The sequence below is a fragment of the Metaplanococcus flavidus genome (assembly GCF_042675885.1).
Taxonomy (GTDB): Bacteria; Bacillota; Bacilli; order Bacillales_A; family Planococcaceae; genus Planococcus; species Planococcus flavidus.
On the sequence record NZ_JBHTKI010000017.1, the window covers coordinates 1 to 18,743 of the forward strand.

The following is an 18,743-nucleotide window of genomic DNA, read 5'->3' on the forward strand; positions in this document are numbered from 1 at the left end:
AGGTCATTCGTGGTCACTCCTCTGTTTTTCTTTGGTCGGAAAATACATTTTGAGTGTACCACGAATGGCTTTTTCAGTTGTCTAGCTTAATTTTACAATCGGCGAATTTTAAAAAGAAGGACCTCAAGATTGAGGCCCTTCTCCATTATCAGTGACTTTGTTTCAGGGAATATTTTTTCAGCAGCGGCAATTTTCACACCCCGCAAAAATATCGCCATAAATTTTACTGGCGTTATTTCATGGCGAGTTTGCCTGCGCATCTGCCGCAGCGATACTTCGCTGTATTCATTCGTATCTTTCGGATGTAATCGGTTTGGCACGAAACGCATTGATAAATATAACGGTTTGCAGACTGACGGTTTTTCTTAGATTCGATAAGAGAACAAAACCGCGGAGAATTTGTTTCCTCCAAAAGGTTCCGGAAATCTGCATCGCGGTGTTTATAACCTTTGCCTTCCAGGTGCAAATGGTAATGGCAGAGTTCATGTTTGATGATGCCCTCCAATTCCTGATAGCCGAATTTTTTGTATGAGTCGGGATTGATCTCTATGTTGTGGGATCGCAGCATATAACGGCCACCGGTGGTCCGCAGTCTGGAATTGAAAAGGCCTTGGTGGGTAAACGGTTTTTTGAAAATCGTTTCAGAGATTTCCTTTATTAATCCTGTCAGTTCGTAATCAGTCATGCGACCGCTCCTGTTTCATTATTATAGAAAATGGCCGTTCCGGATTGCAGAACGGCCACAAAATTAACTCTGTTCTTTCGGCTGAAGCATCGTTAAAGCGATGCGTCCTTTGTCTTTTTCCACTTTTTCAACCCAGGCCGTCACGATATCACCGACAGCCACAACTTCAAGGGGATGTTTCACAAATCCTTTTTTCAGTTTTGAGATGTGGACCAGGCCGTCCTGTTTAACTCCGATATCGACAAATGCGCCGAAATCGACAACATTGCGGACTGTCCCCTGCAATTCCATACCTGGAAGCAGGTCTTCCATTTTCAAAATATCATTTTTTAGTAAAGGCTGGGGAAATTCATCACGGGGATCACGAAACGGTTTTTTCAACGCCTCCAGAATATCCTGTAATGTGATTTCTCCGATTTCCAGTTCTTCCGCGAGTTCTTTGATGTTAAGCCCATCGAGTTTCGAGGCAGTCTCAGGTTTGCCGACATCTTTCTTATCTGCACCAACCATGTCCAGCAATTTCTCTGCAACGGTATAGCTTTCCGGATGAATGCCAGTGGCGTCCAGCGGGTTTTTCCCTTCCGGAATTCGCAGGAAACCGATTGCCTGTTCATAGGTTTTTGCCCCTAAACGAGGTATTTTCTTCAACTGGACCCTTGAGGTGAAACGTCCGTTTTCATCCCGTACTTTGATGACATTTTCAGCCACCGTCTTGCTTAATCCCGCAACATACTGCAGTAACGATGAAGAAGCAGAGTTGACATTGACCCCTACCTGATTGACCGCCGTCTCCACGACAAAGGTCAGCTGGTCCGCCAGTTTTTTCTGCGAAACATCATGCTGGTATTGTCCTACCCCTACTGCTTTTGGATCGATTTTAACCAATTCCGACAGCGGATCCTGCAGGCGGCGGGCAATCGAAGCTGCACTTCGCTCTTCAACCTGCAGATCTGGAAATTCGGCTCTTGCGATGTCTGACGCTGAATACACACTGGCTCCCGCTTCATTGACAATGACGTAAGAAATGCCAGGAGAACTCTCCGCAATAAAATCCGCAACAAATTGTTCCGTTTCACGTGAGGCGGTCCCATTGCCGATCGCCATGATTTCAATCGGGTATTTGTCAGTGAAACGCTTCATTGTCTTTTTCGCACCTGTGTGATCATTTTTCGGAGCATGCGGATAAATAACGGCTACTTCCAGTAGTTTGCCTGTTTCGTCAATAACTGCGAGTTTGCAGCCGGTCCGATAAGCCGGATCCACGCCCAATACCATCTTATTTTTCATTGGTGGTTGCAGTAACAGGTTCCGAAGGTTTTCCGAAAAAATATGGATTGCTTGCGTTTCACCTTTTTCACTGAGTTCGTTTCTGATTTCCCGCTCCACAGATGGTTGAATTAAGCGCTTGTAGCTGTCTTCGATCGCATTCTCCAAATATGGATTTGAACCACCTGAAGCAGTAATCCACTTTCTTTTCATCAACGTTATGATCCGGTCGCCAGGCGGAATGATCGTCACTTTCAGAACATCTTCTTTTTCTCCGCGGTTAATGGCCAAAATTCGGTGTGGCACAATTTTTTGTATCGCTTCTTCATATTCGTAATACATTTCGAAAACTTGTTTGTCGTCGTCATGGCCTTTTCTCACAGAAGTGGCAATAACACCGTCTTTCCTTGTCATATATCGAATTTTTTCACGAATATCGGCATCGTCTGCAAAGGTCTCAGCCAGTATGTCCTGGGCACCTTGCAGCGCTTCTTCGGCATCGGCCACATTTTCGCTGATAAATTCCGATGCCTTTTTCATCACATCTCTGCTATTGCCTTCATACAGCCAGTCGGCTAATGGTTGCAAGCCTTTTTCTTTCGCAATAATGGCTTTCGTGCGGCGTTTCTGTTTGAAGGGCCGGTAAAGATCTTCGATCCGCTGAAGCACAGTGGCTCCCTGGATTTCCTTTTCCAGTTCAGGAGTCAGTTTTTCCTGCTCATTAATTGAGCGGATGATTTCTATTTTACGCTGTTCGAGATTCTGGATATAAGCATAACGGTCATCAATCGATTTGATTTGCACTTCATCAAGAGACCCCGTCGCTTCTTTGCGGTAGCGTGCGATAAACGGCACGGTATTGCCGTCTTCAATCAAGGCTATGACCTGTGCCACCTGATTTGGGCGTACACTGGTTTCTTTCGCAATCAGGTTCTGGATTTGTTGTAATTCCATCAAAACACTCTCCTTTATTTCCATTCCATTTTACCACAGAAAAAAGAAGCCAACTCATTTGAGAAGGCTTCCGGTTATGAATGTTGCATCATCACCCGTTTGGATGGTGCTTAGAATATCATAATACAATTGTTCAGGAACTCCCGATCTGCGCATAAGCGCTTTCGGATTGCGCAACTCTACACCATCGGAATGGATGAGGAAAAGATCATCTTCCATATAAGTGTAAAGCTGTGTATGCAATTTCTGCGGACGGCCGGATAGATAGCCCATTACCGGCAGCGGATAGATCATTTCATCATTCGCTTTGCGGTAAAGATAGAATCTGATGTTTCCGACACAGCTGTATTCCAGAGTTTTGTTCTTAAAGTCCACTTTGAAAATAGCTACTGCCGCGCCCCTCTTCTGAACCATCAAACCGTTGAAACGGTTCATCAGACTGTCTATTGATTCGTGATGATGTTCTCTCAGAATTTGCGGAATGACCTGCGACGATTCTCTCGCTACAGGTCCGCTTCCCAGACCATCGGCTACAGAGCAAATAAAGTAATCTTCCGTCAACACTGTGTGATAGCTGTCTCCAGATTCAAAATTACCTTTTTTTGCTTCATTGAAAATACAAGCGTCAATATATTTGTGACGGATTTTTTCCACTACGTAACTCCACCCGCCGCTAATATGGCTTCCTGCAATTTCTTGATCGCTTTGCGCTGAAGGCGGGAAACATGCATTTGGGAAATACCGAGTTTATCACCGGTCTCCTTCTGGCTCAGCTGCTCTATGTAGGTGTATTGGATAATCTGCTTTTCGCGTTCGGAAAGCACATCCATCGCATTTGCCACCAACATGCGCTGATCCGCTTTTTCATAACCGTCGTCTTCTTGTCCAACAACGTCAAATAAAGTTACGGTGCTTCCGTCTGAATCAGCTTCCAAAGAATGATCCATGGACAGGGCCTGATAGCTCTTGCCCATCTCCATTGCTTCCAGTACATCGTCCTCGTCAACATCAAGGTATTCAGCGATTTCCCAAACTTGCGGTGAGCGCTGAAGCTCGCTTGTCAAAACTTCTACTGTCGCTTTGATGCGCGGACCTAATTCCTTGATTCTCCGAGGCACATGGATTGCCCAGGTCTTATCACGCAGGAAACGTTTGATCTCGCCGATGATCGTCGGCACGGCAAACGCCTCAAAACTGCGTCCGAATGAAGGATCGTACCGTCTGATGGCACCCAATAACCCAAGCATTCCCACCTGGGCTATGTCTTCGTGGTAAGATTTGCCGTTCGAATATTTCCGGGCAATGGACTCCACAAGACGTTTGTAATTATTCACCAAATTCGTTTGGGCTTCTTCATCCTCATATTTCTGGTAAGCCTCAATCCATTCCAATACCTGCTCTTTGGTAGGCTGATTAGGATGAGATCGTTTCGACATCCTCTTCCACCTGCTCTCCTCCAACATACTTAGTCATGAAAACTGTAACGCCTTCCTGATGATGGACTTTTACTTCATCCATTAATGTTTCGATCAAATACAGGCCGAGTCCTCCTTCGCGAAGAAAATCTCCTTCAACCTGATCATGGTAAGGACCAACTTTTGCTTTTGTTTCTTCAAAATTAAAGCTTTGGCCATGGTCTGCCACCATAATTTCAATTTTATCACCATAAAGAGCGCAGCCGATCACGACTTCGCCATCTTCATCATCGCTGTATGCATGCTGGACAGCATTAGTTACAGCTTCACTTGAAGCTATTTTTAAATCTTCGATGTCATCATAAGTAAAACCGATTCGACTTGCCAATCCGGATATCGTCAAACGTGCAACACCGACATATTGGGATTTGGCTGGGACACGCATTTCAACATAATCAAAAGGGCGCATTTTAGTTACCACCTTTTTCAGCTGATTCGATATCCATGATATCACCTAAACCGGTAATATCGAACAGCCGTTTTAAACGAGCAGACAGACCGCTTAGTTTTAAATGTCCGCCTTGGGAATTAACTGATTTATAAAAAGCCACAAACACTCCAAGTCCGGTACTGTCCATATAATTTACATCGGAAAGATCCAATTCAGCGTTCAACGATTCCACATTTTGATAAGGTTCCAATTTGTCACGCAGAATTGGTGCAGTATGTGCATCAATTTCCCCGTGTATTTGTCCTTTCAGGACTCCATTTGACTCTTGCAGATCAACTTGAATATTCATCTATTTGACACCCCGTTTTTCTATAATTAACGTAAATTAAAAAAGCAACTGTATATTTGTTTACCACATTGCCATGGTCCTCAAACATACAATCAGACTTTTTTGTAAATCACTAAGGTAAAATCATCGCTTAATTCAGCATTTTGCAGCCGAACCAATTCATCGTAGACATACTGCACCATGACTTGAGCGGGTTCGTCTATTTTTCGCAGGATCAATTCATTGATCACCTGTCGATCAATAAAGCCCTCAGCTGTCCGGCCTTCAGTTACACCATCCGTCATCATGATAACCATATCATTCTTTTTCAATTCAACTTCTTTTTCTTCGTAAGTGGCCATTGGAGAAACTCCCAGAAGCAGCCCCTTCACAGTAAGTTCTTCAAACTCTCCGGTCTCCGCACGATAAAGCATTGCCGGTTCATGTCCTGCCGATCCATAGGTTAGAATACTGGTCTCGGCTTCATATCTGCCGTAAAACATCGAAACGAACATGGAATCGTCGACACTTTTTTCCACAATCCGATTGATAGTGCTCAAAACTTCCCGTGGGAAGGCCATCGAATCGTTCATACTATCCATCCCGAACTTAACCATGGACATGCATAAAGCCGCCGGCAAGCCTTTGCCGATTACATCAGCTACAGCTATTCCAGCGTGCCCATTTTCATCACTGATGAAATATATATAGTCTCCATTCATTTTGCGCAAAGGCACTGAAAGCAGACCGATATCCAAACCGTCAAGTGATGGCATTGTCGTTTTTAATAATGTCGCCTGCACATTCGCTGCCAAATCCATTTCCATGCGAAGCTCTTCCTGCCGCTGGAGCAAACTTTGGCGCTCCTGCAAAGCCAGCCCATAATTAATCATCATTTCAATGAGGAAGTCAAAAGAATGCCAGACAGTATCCGGCATTTCTTCGTATAATTCCTGCATTGCGGCTTTGTGCATACTGATGACGTCTTCCGGGGAGGTGTTTTCAGAAATAAGCTGCCGGCTGAAATTTTGGCCGACATACAGATTCTGTTCAGATTGGCGCTGCATATACTGGTTCAATATTTCTTTGTATTGACTGCCGATTTTTTGAACCATAAAGAATCCCCCCTATCGAAGCCACTTGGTAGCTCTTATGTCTGTCCCTTCACCTAGGGTCGTTTCTATTTTAAAATCATCCATCAACCTTTTGACGCCTGGCAAACCTGCTCCAAGTCCACCAGAAGTGGAGAAGCCGTCTTCCATCACCTTGCGGATATCCGGAATTCCAGGACCAGAGTCTGCGGCAATAATTAATATGCCGTTGATGCCGTTCTCTGTAAGACGCTGAATTTCAATCTTTCCCTGTCCAGCATATAAATAGATATTGCGGGCAAGCTCGCTGATTGCCGTCGTGATACGAGCCTGGTCTACTGTGCCGAAACCCAACTCTTTTGCAACATTGCGACCGAGTTGTCTGGCGGCTACAATATCCCATTCTGTCTGAATTTCTACTGAGGATTGGTTGCTCATATTTAAGCCTCCAATTCCAATTGAAGTTTATCCAAACCGTTTTCCAAATCCAATGCTGTCATAACATCTTCAAGTCGAATGCCTAATTCGATCAAAGTGATGGCAACTGCCGGCTGGATACCCGTTATTACAACACGCGCCCCCATTAGACTTGACATACTGATGACGTCTCCCAAAACTTTAGCGATGAAAGAATCGATAAAGTCGATTGAAGTCAAATCGATCACTACTCCACGGGCACTTGTTTCATGCAATTTTGTCAATAAATCTTCCTGGAACTGTATCGCAGTCTGGTCATCCAATTCCCATTGAATGGAGACAATCAATGTATCTCTTAACTTTAAAATCGGTATACGGACATTCATTCTTCATCAACCTCCACAATTTTTCGATTTGTCCAAGCCAATGCTTGTTCAACGCCGCGCTGCAAGGTGCTCGTTGTGGTGAACTCATTCAAGTTAATGCCCAAAGTGACGATTGTTTGGGCAATTTCCGGGCGGATGCCGACAAGCATACATTTCGCTCCCACTAAACGGACAGCATCTGCAGCCTGGATAATGTGATGAGCAACCATCGTATCGACAACCGGAACACCGGTGATATCCAGCAGAATTACTTCTGCACGATGTTTCACTACACCTTCGAGAAGGTTCTCCATAATAAGGCGGGCACGCTCGGTATCAATTGTTCCAACAAGCGGCATAACCGAAACTTTGTCAAACACTGGAATCAACGAAGCGGAAAGTTCCTGTAAAGCAATTTTTTGAAGGCTTACAGTGCGTTCCCAAGTCTTTGAATATGTATCGATAGTGCTATCGCGGATGGGCGTAATCCATTTGTTGAACTCTTCCGTAAAGCCACGAAGGTTCTCATTGGTGATAACCCCGTCTCTCTCCATACCATTAAAGACAATTTCCCCAAAGTGATTGATGGCTTTTGTGACAAATGTGATTGACCAACCATAACGTACCACCTTTTCGGCAAAATCATTCAAACGGCTTTCATATGCCTGATGGCTTTCCAATAAGTTCGACGTCATCAGTTCAGCGAATTCCCTGCTTGTCTGATCCATCAACTCCACAGGCATTACCTCGAAAGAACGTTCACCTTTTTCGTTGCGCATCATTTCCTGCCAGTTCGAAATGATTTCTGTCATATTTTCTTGAATATATCTTGCCATCTGCTTGTTCATTTTTTGAAGGATCCTCCTTGGGCTCTTGCAACTCTTCTTTATATTCCCCGCTGCAGCTTCTACTGACTTTTAGACTCTCTATCTTTTATTGTATCGGAAATATGCGTTTTGCACATCCTTTTTATACCCCCTGCCTTTTTATGGCAATAAAAGTGCAAAAAACACCCGAAGAAAGGCATCTTCGGATGTTTTCCAGGTGTATGTATACTTTAGAACTTTACGAGTCCGACACTTATTTCAAGGGCCTCATCTACTTTTTCCATTAGAGATTCATCCAAGTGGGTGATTTTATCCGTCAGCCGGGACTTGTCAATCGTGCGCAATTGTTCCAGCAAGATAACCGAATCCCTTTCAAAACCGTATTTCTTGGCATCGATTTCGACATGGGTCGGGAGTTTGGCTTTCTGGATCTGAGCCGTAATTGCCGCAATGATGACAGTTGGGCTGAACCGGTTTCCTATATCATTTTGAATTACCAGCACCGGCCGGGTACCACCTTGCTCTGACCCGACCACCGGTGATAATTCTGCAAAAAAAACGTCACCGCGTTTTACAATCAAGTTGTCACCCTCCGCTTACGAGTCGCACGGTCATATGCTCCGCTTCATACTCTGCATGAGAACATTCACAAGAAATCGACAGATTAATCTGTGACATCTCCACGTAGCCCTTGATCATTGCTTCCCGAATATGATTTGAGTCATACATGTTTTTCATGACACGCTGAGTGGAAACGTAAATATATTCCCCATCTTCCTGAACCCGTTCATCTGAATGTGTAGTAAGTTCTGAAATCAATTGTTTAGGCAGCTTAACAACTACCTCTTTTGTCCTGGATCTCTCGTACACAGCTGACACCTCCGGAATACCATTGTTCTCTCTGTTCTTTCTATACTATGTTTACAATCTTAACATCCCCGGGATGCTATGGAAAGATAATTCTTGAAGTTCTTCATATTCCGATATATTGTCTCGGCACACGCTTTGTCAGAATACAGGGTATTTCATAAGGTATTGTATCCAATTTCTCTGCCCATTCTTCAATAAGAATAACTGCATCTTTTTGAGATCCGAGCAATTGCACATTTTCTCCTGTCGGAAATTTTTCAGGCAACCGGATCATGCACTGGTCCATGCAGATGCGTCCGACAATCGGCATGCGCCTGCCCCTTACCAGTACTTCCTGTCCCTGAAGACCGCGGATCAATCCATCTGCGTAGCCGATCGGCAAAGTGCCGATCCACTCATCCTCAGAACATGTGTAAGTTGCTCCGTAGCTGAGTGTTTCGCCTTTCTTCACTTTCTTGACGTGGATGATTTCCGTTTCCAGGCTCATCGCCTGTTTTAAGTCGAATGGCATTTCCCGCTTTACATAAGCGGAAGGTGCGATGCCGTAAATCGAGATGCCGGTGCGCACTGCGTCAAATGCCAATTCCGGGTGAAGGATGGCTGCAGCACTGTTGGACACATGGAACATCAGCGGACCGCCTTGCCATTTTTTCTTGATGGCGTTGACCGTTTCGACCTGTTTAAGAAAAAGAGGATTGTCCGCTTCATCAGCGGTTGCAAAATGAGTGTACATCCCTTCCACGCGAAAAACCTGTTGCACGACAAAATCAAATGCTGCGTCCGCTTCTTCCGGCTGGAGTCCGATCCGCCGCATGCCCGTATCGAATTTAAGATGGACTTTAAGCGGGACTGTTTCCTTTTTTAACTCTTCGGCAGCTGACTCCAGCCACTCCATCGAGTAGGCGGTCAAGTTGATATCGTGTTTGATGGCCTCTTTGATAAATCGCACTGGAGCGGCCCCCATTACCAAAAGCTCCGCTTCAATGTCGTTTTTGCGTAAATGGAGGGCTTCGTCCGGTGTCGCCACCGCCAGTATCGAGGCTCCGCTCTTCAGCGCCTGCCGCGAAATTTCCAGTACGCCGTGGCCATAGGCGTCCGCTTTAACCACCGCCATCATCCTCGCGCCATCTATCCGTTCAATTAATTTTTTTATATTGTAATCGATTGCCGAAAGATCAACAATCGCTTTTGTTGGTCTGTAATTTGTCTCCATCGTGTCCCTCCGCCTGCATCTTTGTTTGTAGTAAGATCTGCGCTGCAGCGTATTCCTTTGTATGTGTAATGGAAATCAGTCCGTCTTCTTCTCCCCTGAAGAAGACGGACGGTTTACCGTTCGGATCTTTTCTGATTTCTATGTCATGAAACGCACACATTTCACCGATTCCAGTTCCTTTCGCTTTACCGAAAGCTTCTTTTGCAGCAAAACGCCCTGCAAGGAATTCTGTCCTTCTGTTGGATGATAATCGTTCATATTCCCTCAATTCATAGTCCGTCAATACTCGTTCACGGAGTTTCGCTGACTTGCCGTCAAGCCGTCTGATCCGATCTATTTCGACGATGTCCAGTCCGATTCCAGTAATCATAGATGTTTCTCCTTTCAATCCCAAACAGTAAAAAGGTATAATAACCAATATGAAACAGAGGTGACGAAATGTTTATTCGAAGAGAAAGTTTTTCCGAGTATTTACGCTTATATCCCGTCGTATCCACATTGATCGCAATTAATGTTTTGATACATATTTTATCATGGATTCCATTGCTCGGCGTGTATATCTTCAATTACGGTGTCGGGGCTAATTTCCTGATTGCCGAAGGTGAATGGTGGCGTTTCATCACGCCGATGTTCCTGCACGGTGGACTGATGCATCTGCTGTTCAATATGTTTTCGCTGTTCCTGTTCGGGCCTGAGCTTGAACGGCTGGTCGGCAAAGTCCGTTTTATCACCGTCTATGCGATGGCTGGTTTATTCGCGAACATCGCCACTTACTTCCTGCAGCCGCCTGATTATCTGCATCTGGGTGCCAGCGGAGCGATTTTCGGGGTCTTCGGTGCATACGGCGCATTATTGTATTACGGAGGGCGCGCCTTGCCGGAATTAAAACAGATCCTGCTGCCGATCCTTGTTATCAGCGTCATTCTTACTTTCCTGACACCGAACATAAATGTGACTGCCCATATCGCGGGGTTGATCACCGGTTTCTTAATCGGGCTCGGCTTCTTCCATCCGAAACGCATTGTTAGTTGGAAAGCAAAAGGAAAAAGATAAGGTCAGCCGGAATTACTCCGGCTGACCTTCAGCTTGTTGAGAAAAGAACATTAAAATCGATATTCCGCAAAACAGCTTCGCTTGCCTGGGGGCTCGCGCTGAGCTAACTCGGGACTTCGTCCGAGTGGATCTCAGCACTTCGCTTGGTCCCCTGGGCGTCTGCGCTGTTTTGCTCCATATCTCAGATTACTTTCTATAAAGGAATACACTTTATGTGTATTGCAAGCTAGAAAGTGGATACTTCCATTCTGCACACAACAGAATGAAGCGTCAGGCGGCGAAGAGCAAAGATGTGCTCCTGCATCGCTACGCTGCTTCGTCGCAAAGACTTGCCCTCACAGGCTTCGGCCAATGTCTTTCCTGCGGGAACCAGAGCGAGCCTGAGACCCCGCAGTGAGCGAAGCGATCGAGGAGGCTTAGGCAGCTCCCCGCGGAAAGCGTCCGCCTAGAGCGCAATGATTGGAGAAGTTGTCGGTTTCTCGACACCTTGAAGGTCAGCCGGAATTACTCCGGCTGACCTTTTTGTTTGGATTGAATCGGTACTGGGTGATACCAGTCGAGAATGCGGCTGGCATCTTCTTTCTCCATATAATTGATGCGGGCGACATAACCGAGCATCCCAGATTTGATGGTTGCCTGGATTGACGCCAGATCTCGCCGCCGCTGGAAATAAGTCTGCAGCACGTTGACTGCCTGCACCCTTTTTTTCCAGACAAAGAAAGTATGTTTGCTGATTCCGCGGAATTCCATCGTCAGCTGCTTCCCGGTCAGCGCGTAGCCTGTCGTACGATGCTGCCAGATTCCCATACCGATAACAGGCGGGACAATCAGCAGCGACAACAGGCCGTACGGGAAGAAGAAATAACTCACGACTCCGATCAACGGCAGCATCCAAAGAAAGTCCAATCGATAATAAAAATGGACGCTTCTCTTCGGGGCTTTCACCAATGTCGGCTGAAATTCCATTTCCGGAAACAATTCCTCCAGCACAGAAAGCATGCGACCGGTTTTCACCAACGGGAACAAGCGGATTTTTTCATCTTTGCCTCCCATGGAACCCCCTGCACTTTCAACAGTTACCGTGGCATAGCCGAATAATTCCCGCAGCGGATTCCTCGAAACTTTTATTCCCTGGATGCGCTTGAATGGCACCGATATTTTCTTCTTCTCAAGAAGACCACGCGTGATGAAGATATGATCTTCATCCACCTGGATGGTGAACTGGTAATTTGCCAGCAGCGTCAGGATTACCGAAATTATCCATGCAATCAGCAAACCTGCAAATACAGCCAAAGCCACAATCAGATAACCGAACCGCAGGAACAACATGACTTCTTCATAGATTGATTCGTAAGGAATCAATTCACTGAATTGCGATAAGAAGACCGCCACTGCCGAAATAACGACCCCTATTCCGCCGGATGTTGTTGCCAGTATCAATAATTCCTTCATCGACATGCGGTAAAGGGTTTTCAGTTCTTTCTTCTGCGGAACTTCAACCTCTTCCGAAATTTCTGTTTGTGCTTCATGCGGCCCCATGACGACCGGAGTTGACCGATGGTGTTTGGCATGTTCCATTTCTGTCTCGATGCGGTCTGCATCTTCGCGGCGGATTGCCGTCAATTCGGCTTCCGCTTCTCCGGCTTTGCCGGAACCCGCGGTTTCCACACGAACCTTTACCAAATTAAACGGACGGTGAAAAATACCTTCTGTATAGTTAAGGCTTTGAATCCGCTCAAAAGGGATGTATCGTTTCTTCTTTACAAAAAGGCCATATTCAATCCGCAATTCCCCATCTTCAAACCAATAAACGAACCTCTTCCATTTGATGATTCCGATAATCAGCGAGAAAAACACTACCACCAGACCGATCAACAGAGGCAGTAAGCTGACCCAGCCGCCTGTGAACATCGCAGTGAGACCGCCATCCCTGAAAATATTGACTCCAAAAATCACGATAAATGGGATGATCAGCTCTTTCAGGCTTTTCATGAAATTAATAAATGCTGAAACGGGATGCAATTTATAACGGATATCAGACATCATCTTCCGCCACCCTTGCCAATGCGGAAATCATGCCCCGAAGCTCGTCAGCTTCCGACGTGACCAAAGCCGGTATGGTATGTGTGGTAGCAGCAGTGGAAATGGAAATTTCAGCCAAATCATATCGACGCAGAATCGGCCCTTGCTCCGTATCGACATGCTGAACCCGAACCATCGGCACCAAAGTGCGCGTTACGATGAAAAGGCCATGCTGCAGCTCGATTTCCTGTTCACGCACTTCGTAGCGCCAGCGCTGCCAGCGAATTTTCGGAAACAGGTAAATCAGCAGAAAGGCAAACAACAGGAGTGCACCCCCGTATATGGCATAAAGCCAGGCAGGCCATTCAAAGAAAAATGTCAGCGCTGCTGCTCCACCTGCCAGCAGGGCCAGGACAAAGGTTTCGATCATTCCGTACATCCTCCATACAGTTAACCCTTTTCTTGAAATTCTGTTTTTTGGCTGGTCATTCATGTCCCTCTCCCCATTTCATTCTTCTTATTCTCAGTCTTTCACATTCTTCTATACGATTCAATAGGAAGAATGTTTCGCTGATTACATTTTAATGAAGAGATTCAGAGCCACCGTACTGCAGAAATATTATTTCTATAAAAAAATAGCCCGTCAGCAGTTGCCTGCTGACGGGCTATTCAATCATTCAGTATTAAGATTCGTGACGGCGAGTGCGTCCTGGACGCCCTCCACCAGCTGCACCGCTGCCGCCTTCGCGACGACGGCTTGCGCCTGAACTTGCGCCACGGCTAGCTGGTCGGCCTGAGCCTGAACCTGAGCCTGAAGAACGGTTGCCTTTATAGCCTCCGCCGCTTCCGCTGCGTGATCCACCCGATTTCCCTTTGTAGCCTCCGCCACCGCGTGATGGCAATGGACGCTCTTCGGAAATTGAAACCGGAACATCTTCCGGCTCTTTTGTCATTGTTTTCAGAGCTGCTGCAATCAAATCGACTGCATCATGCTGTTCAAGCATTTGCGTCGCGAATTCGCGATAGTCTCCAAGATTGTTTTTCTCTGTCATTTCAAGCAATTGTTCCATTGCGACACGCTTTTGGCCAAGTACGGCTTCATCAGCAGTCGGCGGAACCAATGCTTCCATTTTTTTCTTCGTAGTACGTTCAACAATTGCCAAGTAACTCATTTCACGTGGCGTTACAAACGTGACTGCCACTCCTTTTTTACCTGCACGTCCAGTACGGCCGATACGGTGAACATAGCTTTCCGGATCTTGAGGAATATCAAAGTTGTATACGTGTGATACGCCTGAAATATCAAGTCCGCGAGCTGCTACGTCAGTTGCAACCAAAATATCGACTTTGCCTGCTTTGAACTGTTTCAACACAGACATACGTTTTGCCTGGCTCAAATCACCGTGAATTCCTTCAGCTACATAGCCGCGGATATTCAAAGCTTTTGCCAATTCATCAACCCGACGTTTTGTGCGTCCAAAAATGATTGCCAATTCAGGTTGTTGAACATTCAAAAGACGTGAAAGAACATCGAATTTTTCGCGTTCCACAGATTTAACATAGAATTGCTCGATGTTTTCAACTGTCATTTCTTTTGATTTGATTTTAACGATTTCTGGAGTCTTCATGAATTTCTCTGCAATTCTGCGGATAGCATCCGGCATAGTCGCTGAGAACAACAATGTCTGACGAGTATCAGGAACACTTGCCATGATTGTTTGAATGTCTTCGATGAAGCCCATGTTCAACATTTCGTCCGCTTCGTCAAGGATCAATGTGTTAACGTTGTCCAATTTAAGCGTGCGGCGGTTGATATGGTCCAAAAGACGCCCTGGTGTACCAACGATAATTTGTGGACGGTTTTTCAGCGCACGGATTTGGCGGCTGATTTCCTGGCCTCCGTAAACTGATAGAATGCGCACGTTTTTATCCTGGCCCAGTCTGTAAAGCTCTTCAGAAACCTGGATTGCCAATTCGCGTGTTGGCGCGATGATCAATCCTTGTACATTGCCGTCTTTAGTGTCGATCTTTTCGATCAACGGAATACCGAATGCAGTTGTTTTACCAGTTCCCGTTTGGGCTTGTCCGATAATGTCCTTGCCTTCCATTCCTAAGCGGATTGTACCTTCCTGAATAGGTGTTGCTTCTTCAAACCCCATGCGTTTTACGGACTTTAAAGTTGTTTCGCTAATATTTAACTCTGAAAATTTTACCAAATTTTTTCAATCTCCTTTTGTCTTCATCTTATTTACAAATGGTGTACATTTTAGATGAAATAGCGACAAAGTCGAGCCTTTATGAGGAAGTTTCACGTCGAAAATCATACTCTGTAGTTTTAAGTTCAGAGGGATGTGTGAACAGAAAAAGCTCGGGCGTTGCCGAGCGGTCTGATCGGCGGGTTTTGATGCCCTATAAGTAGAACAAACCGTTTTGCTCAAAAAAATACTCTTCACAGGGAAGAGTGCTTCAAAAATGTATCCATTGCTCCAAATAGAATAACATGCTTCAAGACCACTTGCAATCAATACGCAAAGGTTCCATTAATCAGTTTATTCGCCGTCACCTTTCATAAAACCCAAAACATGCCCGAACCATTCATCGCAATCATCACTGTAGCAGATCAGATGCTTGCCGTTCTCGGAATGATAAATTTCTTTCTCCAAAGATCCGAGGTGATTGTATATATGTTCAGCCGCTGTCACAGGCACAATGCCATCTTTTGCGCCCTGAACGATGCACACCGGAAGCGTCAGCTTATCGTAATATGGTTCAACCGTTTTCACGACGCGCAAAAATTCAATTGCCGAGCTGACCGGTGTATTCAATAATTTATATTCATAAAGATGAAACAACGGATTTTGAGCGAGCCGCCCCTTGACAGCATCGGTCGCAGCGACACGAATTTCGTCCAATATCTGGCCTGCACTAATGTATTTGACGGCGGCGCTCAACAGCACCAATTTCTCAATTTTATAACGCAATGCCAAATACATGGCAATGAGGCCACCCATTGAAAAGCCTACGATGATTACGCGGTCCACTTGTTTTTTCAACTCTTTTAATGCGAGTTCAGCGGCCATCATCCACGATTCAGCAGATTTATTCTTGAGGTTCAGACTTCCGCCGTGGCCGGGAAGCGTCGGAATCTTCACAAGCCAGTCGGTTTTTTCTTCTATATACTCGGCGAACGGCTGCACTTCGAAAGGTCCTCCAGTAAATCCATGAATCATTAAAACTCCTGTTTTCAACGGGCTACCTTCTTTCAATCAGTTGTCGGTAAAAGGTTCAATGATGTTCTCAAGAGCCATTCCGCGCGATCCCTTCACGAGAATGACAGATCTTGCTGAAATCGAGCCCTTCAGTAAATCGATAATCGGTTGATAATCGTCCTTGCTCCAGATCAACTTTCCTTCATACGTTCCTTGAAGTTTGGTATAAAGCCACTCCATTTTCGGACCATACAGACAAATACCGTTAATCTCAGAATTGATGGATTTGGCAATCGCCTCATGATATTCGCGTTCATGCTCCCCAAGTTCGAGCATATCGCCCAGAACAATCCATTTATCCTCTTTCATCGTCGTTTCACGAATGAAGTTCAAAGCCGCCTTCATCGAAGAAGGTGCCGCATTATAGGCGTCGTTGATAAATGTTGAACCGCCTTTTGCATGAATCATTTGCATGCGCATATCCGTCAGAGCAGCGTCCTGGAGTGATTTCCGGATATCTTCCTCGGTTAATCCCGCTTCCAGCGCAATCAGGATTGCCGACAACGTATTTTTCACTTGATGGTCACCCAGGACCGGAATAGTAAATGTGGCATCTATAATTCCACTGACCATGAAGGTGCTTCCGTTTTCTGTAGCGCGAATATCCGTTACGGTCAATTCATTATTATCATCGAAACCGAACGATACCGCCTGCGGAAAATCTTCGACAAAAGGTTTCAGCAACGGTTCGTCGCCATCGTAGAATAATTTTCCATGCGTTTCAAGCCCTGCAGTAATTTCAAATTTCGCCTTGGCAATCCCTTCACGGGAACCGAGATCCTGCATATGTGCTTCACCGATATTCGTGATGACTGCGTAATCCGGGCGCGCCAGTTCCGATAGAAACTGGATCTGTCCGAAACCGCTCATACCCATTTCCAGCACTGCAAATTTCGTATCTTCTTCCAATGAAAGGATGGTCAGTGGCAAGCCCAGTTCATTATTAAAATTGCCCTGGGTTTTTTGCACCTTGAAATAAGGTTTCAATACGCTGGCAACCAGATCTTTCGTCGAAGTCTTGCCATTGGAGCCGGTAATGCCAATGACTGTCGTAGACAATTCATCGCGATAAGCACGTGCCATTTCCTGCAGTGCTTTTTGGCAGTCGTCCACAATCAGAATCGGCAGATCATCCGGAGGCGATGGCTCATCCCGCTGCCAAAGAGCTGCAGAAGCTCCGGCTTCGATCGCATGGCGGACATAGAGATGCCCGTTAACCTTCTCGCCGCGGAATGGCACAAAAAGATCTCCTTTTTGCAGCGTCCGGGTATTGATGGATACCCCCGTAATCTCAATGTCCTTTAGATTCGTTTTTACACCCAGCCATTTGGCTACTTGTTCAATCTTTTTTTTCATCGGTATCTCCACTCAATCCATTTTTACTTGCAATAATTGTTTTTCCTCATAGCGTTCAATGGCAAGATCGATCAGTTTTCCAATCAGATCCGGATAAGCCACCCCTGTATTTTCCCATAATAGAGGGAACATGCTGAACGGCGTAAAGCCAGGAAGTGTATTGACTTCGTTAATTAAAATATCGTTCTCCGCTGTTACAAAAAAGTCAGCGCGCACCAAACCTGAACAATCCAGGATTTTGAACGCTTTTTTCGCCGACTCCACAAGTTCTTCGTATACTTCATCAGCAAGTTCGGCTGGAATGATCATAGCCGTGTTGCCGTCTTTATATTTCGCCTGATAATCGTAGAATGCTTTTAACGGCTTGATCTCACCTGCAACCGAACATTCCGGTGCATCGTTTCCGAGCACCCCTATTTCAATTTCACGGGCGTCGACGCCCTGTTCGACTACGATTTTCCGGTCGAACTTCAGCGCTTCATCAACCGCCGCAATAAGTTCATCTTCGTTTTCAGCCCTGCTGATGCCCACACTCGAGCCCAGGTTTGCCGGCTTAACGAAGACCGGCCAGTTCAATTCGGTAACGGTTTTCCGCACCAAGTCCGCCTGTCCATTTTTCCAATCTCTTCTTATAAAATACACATAAGGCGTCTGTTTCAAACCGGCTATTTCAAATAACTGTTTCATCACAACTTTGTCCATACCGGCTGATGACGCTAAAACACCATTTCCAACATACGGAAGGTTCATGACTTCCAGCAACCCCTGTACGGTTCCATCTTCTCCGTTCGGTCCGTGAAGTAATGGAATAATAACATCGAGACCTTTTTCCTGCTCGACGGGAAGGAAGCCTGAAATGTCATTTGGTGCAGAGGTGTCCTGTTCCAGCTGCAATTGTTCGATGCTGCCGGCCGGCCCCTCAAGAGATGCGCCTTTCCGCCATTCCCCTTCCTGGGTGATATAAACCGGATAAACTTCGTATCTATCAAAATTCAAGGCTTTTGTAACTGCCTGTGCTGTTGAAAGGGAAACTTCATGCTCTGCGGATTTTCCACCATATAATAAACCAATCTTTTTTTTCATCCCAATATACCCCATTTCGTTTTCCAATATGCTTTAGTTTATCACGAACCCGATTAGACGAAAATCATTTCCTGCAAG

21 protein-coding genes are annotated in these 18,743 nt (G+C 45.6%); 1 reads left to right on the forward strand and 20 read right to left on the reverse strand.

Translation table 11 applies throughout. The annotated features are described in order from the left end of the window. Positions 1-232: 232 nt before the first annotated feature. The 14 genes from ACFQ1X_RS11235 to acpS all read right to left on the reverse strand — a co-directional run bounded on the left by ACFQ1X_RS11235 (position 233) and on the right by acpS (position 10,252). Positions 233-685, reverse strand: coding sequence for a SprT family protein (locus tag ACFQ1X_RS11235; protein ID WP_144840959.1), 453 nt, complete (start codon positions 683-685; stop codon positions 233-235). A 63-nt stretch (positions 686-748) separates the two neighbouring features. Then, on the reverse strand, positions 749-2,905 hold the full coding sequence (locus ACFQ1X_RS11240) for a Tex family protein (protein ID WP_144840960.1): 2,157 nt from the start codon (positions 2,903-2,905) through the stop codon (positions 749-751). A gap of 54 nt (positions 2,906-2,959) precedes the next feature. Further along, the gene (locus ACFQ1X_RS11245; protein ID WP_144840961.1) at positions 2,960-3,559 is read right to left on the reverse strand and encodes a PP2C family serine/threonine-protein phosphatase; all 600 of its coding nucleotides are present in this window, start codon (positions 3,557-3,559) and stop codon (positions 2,960-2,962) included. Beyond that, entirely contained in the window at positions 3,559-4,341 is a 783-nt protein-coding gene (gene sigB, locus ACFQ1X_RS11250; protein ID WP_144840962.1) for an RNA polymerase sigma factor SigB, read from the reverse strand. Before sigB ends, ACFQ1X_RS11245 begins: the two co-directional genes overlap by 1 nt. Next, positions 4,319-4,789, reverse strand: coding sequence for an anti-sigma B factor RsbW (rsbW, locus tag ACFQ1X_RS11255; protein WP_144840963.1), 471 nt, complete (start codon positions 4,787-4,789; stop codon positions 4,319-4,321). The genes sigB and rsbW overlap by 23 nt, the downstream gene beginning before the upstream one ends. Before the next feature lies 1 nt (position 4,790). Next, the gene (locus ACFQ1X_RS11260; RefSeq protein WP_144840964.1) at positions 4,791-5,120 is read right to left on the reverse strand and encodes an anti-sigma factor antagonist; all 330 of its coding nucleotides are present in this window, start codon (positions 5,118-5,120) and stop codon (positions 4,791-4,793) included. Positions 5,121-5,212: 92 nt separating this feature from the next. Then, the gene (locus ACFQ1X_RS11265) at positions 5,213-6,214 is read right to left on the reverse strand and encodes a PP2C family protein-serine/threonine phosphatase (protein ID WP_144840965.1); all 1,002 of its coding nucleotides are present in this window, start codon (positions 6,212-6,214) and stop codon (positions 5,213-5,215) included. Positions 6,215-6,226: 12 nt separating this feature from the next. Beyond that, entirely contained in the window at positions 6,227-6,628 is a 402-nt protein-coding gene (locus ACFQ1X_RS11270) for an anti-sigma regulatory factor (protein WP_144840966.1), read from the reverse strand. Between the two features lie 2 nt (positions 6,629-6,630). Next, a complete protein-coding gene (locus tag ACFQ1X_RS11275; RefSeq protein ID WP_071152217.1) occupies positions 6,631-6,993 on the reverse strand; it encodes an STAS domain-containing protein in 363 nt (120 codons plus the stop codon). Next, on the reverse strand, positions 6,990-7,820 hold the full coding sequence (locus ACFQ1X_RS11280; protein WP_144840967.1) for an RsbT co-antagonist protein RsbRA: 831 nt from the start codon (positions 7,818-7,820) through the stop codon (positions 6,990-6,992). The genes ACFQ1X_RS11275 and ACFQ1X_RS11280 overlap by 4 nt, the downstream gene beginning before the upstream one ends. Before the next feature lie 209 nt (positions 7,821-8,029). Further along, a complete protein-coding gene (locus ACFQ1X_RS11285) occupies positions 8,030-8,380 on the reverse strand; it encodes a type II toxin-antitoxin system PemK/MazF family toxin (protein WP_144840968.1) in 351 nt (116 codons plus the stop codon). Between the two features lie 4 nt (positions 8,381-8,384). Further along, entirely contained in the window at positions 8,385-8,669 is a 285-nt protein-coding gene (locus ACFQ1X_RS11290; protein WP_144840969.1) for a transcriptional regulator, read from the reverse strand. 103 nt (positions 8,670-8,772) lie between these two features. Continuing rightward, a complete protein-coding gene (gene alr, locus ACFQ1X_RS11295) occupies positions 8,773-9,882 on the reverse strand; it encodes an alanine racemase (protein ID WP_144840970.1) in 1,110 nt (369 codons plus the stop codon). Then, on the reverse strand, positions 9,845-10,252 hold the full coding sequence (acpS, locus tag ACFQ1X_RS11300; protein ID WP_144840971.1) for a holo-ACP synthase: 408 nt from the start codon (positions 10,250-10,252) through the stop codon (positions 9,845-9,847). The genes alr and acpS overlap by 38 nt, the downstream gene beginning before the upstream one ends. A gap of 68 nt (positions 10,253-10,320) precedes the next feature. Between acpS and ACFQ1X_RS11305 the strand changes: the two genes are divergently transcribed. Continuing rightward, the gene (locus ACFQ1X_RS11305; RefSeq protein ID WP_144840972.1) at positions 10,321-10,935 is read left to right on the forward strand and encodes a rhomboid family intramembrane serine protease; all 615 of its coding nucleotides are present in this window, start codon (positions 10,321-10,323) and stop codon (positions 10,933-10,935) included. A gap of 504 nt (positions 10,936-11,439) precedes the next feature. Here ACFQ1X_RS11305 and ACFQ1X_RS11310 read toward each other — a convergent pair. The 6 genes from ACFQ1X_RS11310 to ACFQ1X_RS11335 form a co-directional block, all read right to left on the reverse strand. After that, positions 11,440-12,978 (reverse strand): PH domain-containing protein, encoded by a 1,539-nt coding sequence (locus tag ACFQ1X_RS11310; RefSeq protein ID WP_144841039.1) that lies wholly within the window; start codon positions 12,976-12,978, stop codon positions 11,440-11,442. Continuing rightward, the gene (locus ACFQ1X_RS11315; RefSeq protein ID WP_144840973.1) at positions 12,971-13,450 is read right to left on the reverse strand and encodes a PH domain-containing protein; all 480 of its coding nucleotides are present in this window, start codon (positions 13,448-13,450) and stop codon (positions 12,971-12,973) included. Before ACFQ1X_RS11315 ends, ACFQ1X_RS11310 begins: the two co-directional genes overlap by 8 nt. Before the next feature lie 190 nt (positions 13,451-13,640). Then, positions 13,641-15,173, reverse strand: a complete 1,533-nt coding sequence (locus ACFQ1X_RS11320) for a DEAD/DEAH box helicase (protein WP_144840974.1) — start codon at positions 15,171-15,173, stop codon at positions 13,641-13,643. A 333-nt stretch (positions 15,174-15,506) separates the two neighbouring features. Beyond that, positions 15,507-16,205, reverse strand: coding sequence for an alpha/beta hydrolase (locus tag ACFQ1X_RS11325; protein WP_144840975.1), 699 nt, complete (start codon positions 16,203-16,205; stop codon positions 15,507-15,509). An 18-nt stretch (positions 16,206-16,223) separates the two neighbouring features. After that, a complete protein-coding gene (locus ACFQ1X_RS11330; RefSeq protein WP_144840976.1) occupies positions 16,224-17,582 on the reverse strand; it encodes a UDP-N-acetylmuramoyl-tripeptide--D-alanyl-D-alanine ligase in 1,359 nt (452 codons plus the stop codon). 12 nt (positions 17,583-17,594) lie between these two features. Then, positions 17,595-18,665 carry a D-alanine--D-alanine ligase gene (locus ACFQ1X_RS11335; RefSeq protein WP_144840977.1) on the reverse strand — a complete coding sequence of 357 codons (1,071 nt, stop codon included), beginning with the start codon at positions 18,663-18,665 and terminating at the stop codon, positions 17,595-17,597. Positions 18,666-18,743 lie beyond the last annotated feature (78 nt).

Coding starts and splice junctions, on each gene's coding strand:
- ACFQ1X_RS11235 (WP_144840959.1), bottom strand. CDS start 685: ATGACTGATTACGAACTGACAGGATTAATAAAGGAAATCTCTGAAACG.
- ACFQ1X_RS11240 (WP_144840960.1), bottom strand. CDS start 2,905: ATGGAATTACAACAAATCCAGAACCTGATTGCGAAAGAAACCAGTGTA.
- sigB (WP_144840962.1), bottom strand. CDS start 4,341: ATGTCGAAACGATCTCATCCTAATCAGCCTACCAAAGAGCAGGTATTG.
- rsbW (WP_144840963.1), bottom strand. CDS start 4,789: ATGCGCCCTTTTGATTATGTTGAAATGCGTGTCCCAGCCAAATCCCAA.
- ACFQ1X_RS11260 (WP_144840964.1), bottom strand. CDS start 5,120: ATGAATATTCAAGTTGATCTGCAAGAGTCAAATGGAGTCCTGAAAGGA.
- ACFQ1X_RS11265 (WP_144840965.1), bottom strand. CDS start 6,214: ATGGTTCAAAAAATCGGCAGTCAATACAAAGAAATATTGAACCAGTAT.
- ACFQ1X_RS11270 (WP_144840966.1), bottom strand. CDS start 6,628: ATGAGCAACCAATCCTCAGTAGAAATTCAGACAGAATGGGATATTGTA.
- ACFQ1X_RS11275 (WP_071152217.1), bottom strand. CDS start 6,993: ATGAATGTCCGTATACCGATTTTAAAGTTAAGAGATACATTGATTGTC.
- ACFQ1X_RS11280 (WP_144840967.1), bottom strand. CDS start 7,820: ATGAACAAGCAGATGGCAAGATATATTCAAGAAAATATGACAGAAATC.
- alr (WP_144840970.1), bottom strand. CDS start 9,882: ATGGAGACAAATTACAGACCAACAAAAGCGATTGTTGATCTTTCGGCA.
- acpS (WP_144840971.1), bottom strand. CDS start 10,252: ATGATTACTGGAATCGGACTGGACATCGTCGAAATAGATCGGATCAGA.
- ACFQ1X_RS11305 (WP_144840972.1), top strand. CDS start 10,321: ATGTTTATTCGAAGAGAAAGTTTTTCCGAGTATTTACGCTTATATCCC.
- ACFQ1X_RS11310 (WP_144841039.1), bottom strand. CDS start 12,978: ATGTCTGATATCCGTTATAAATTGCATCCCGTTTCAGCATTTATTAAT.
- ACFQ1X_RS11315 (WP_144840973.1), bottom strand. CDS start 13,450: ATGAATGACCAGCCAAAAAACAGAATTTCAAGAAAAGGGTTAACTGTA.
- ACFQ1X_RS11330 (WP_144840976.1), bottom strand. CDS start 17,582: ATGAAAAAAAAGATTGAACAAGTAGCCAAATGGCTGGGTGTAAAAACG.
- ACFQ1X_RS11335 (WP_144840977.1), bottom strand. CDS start 18,665: ATGAAAAAAAAGATTGGTTTATTATATGGTGGAAAATCCGCAGAGCAT.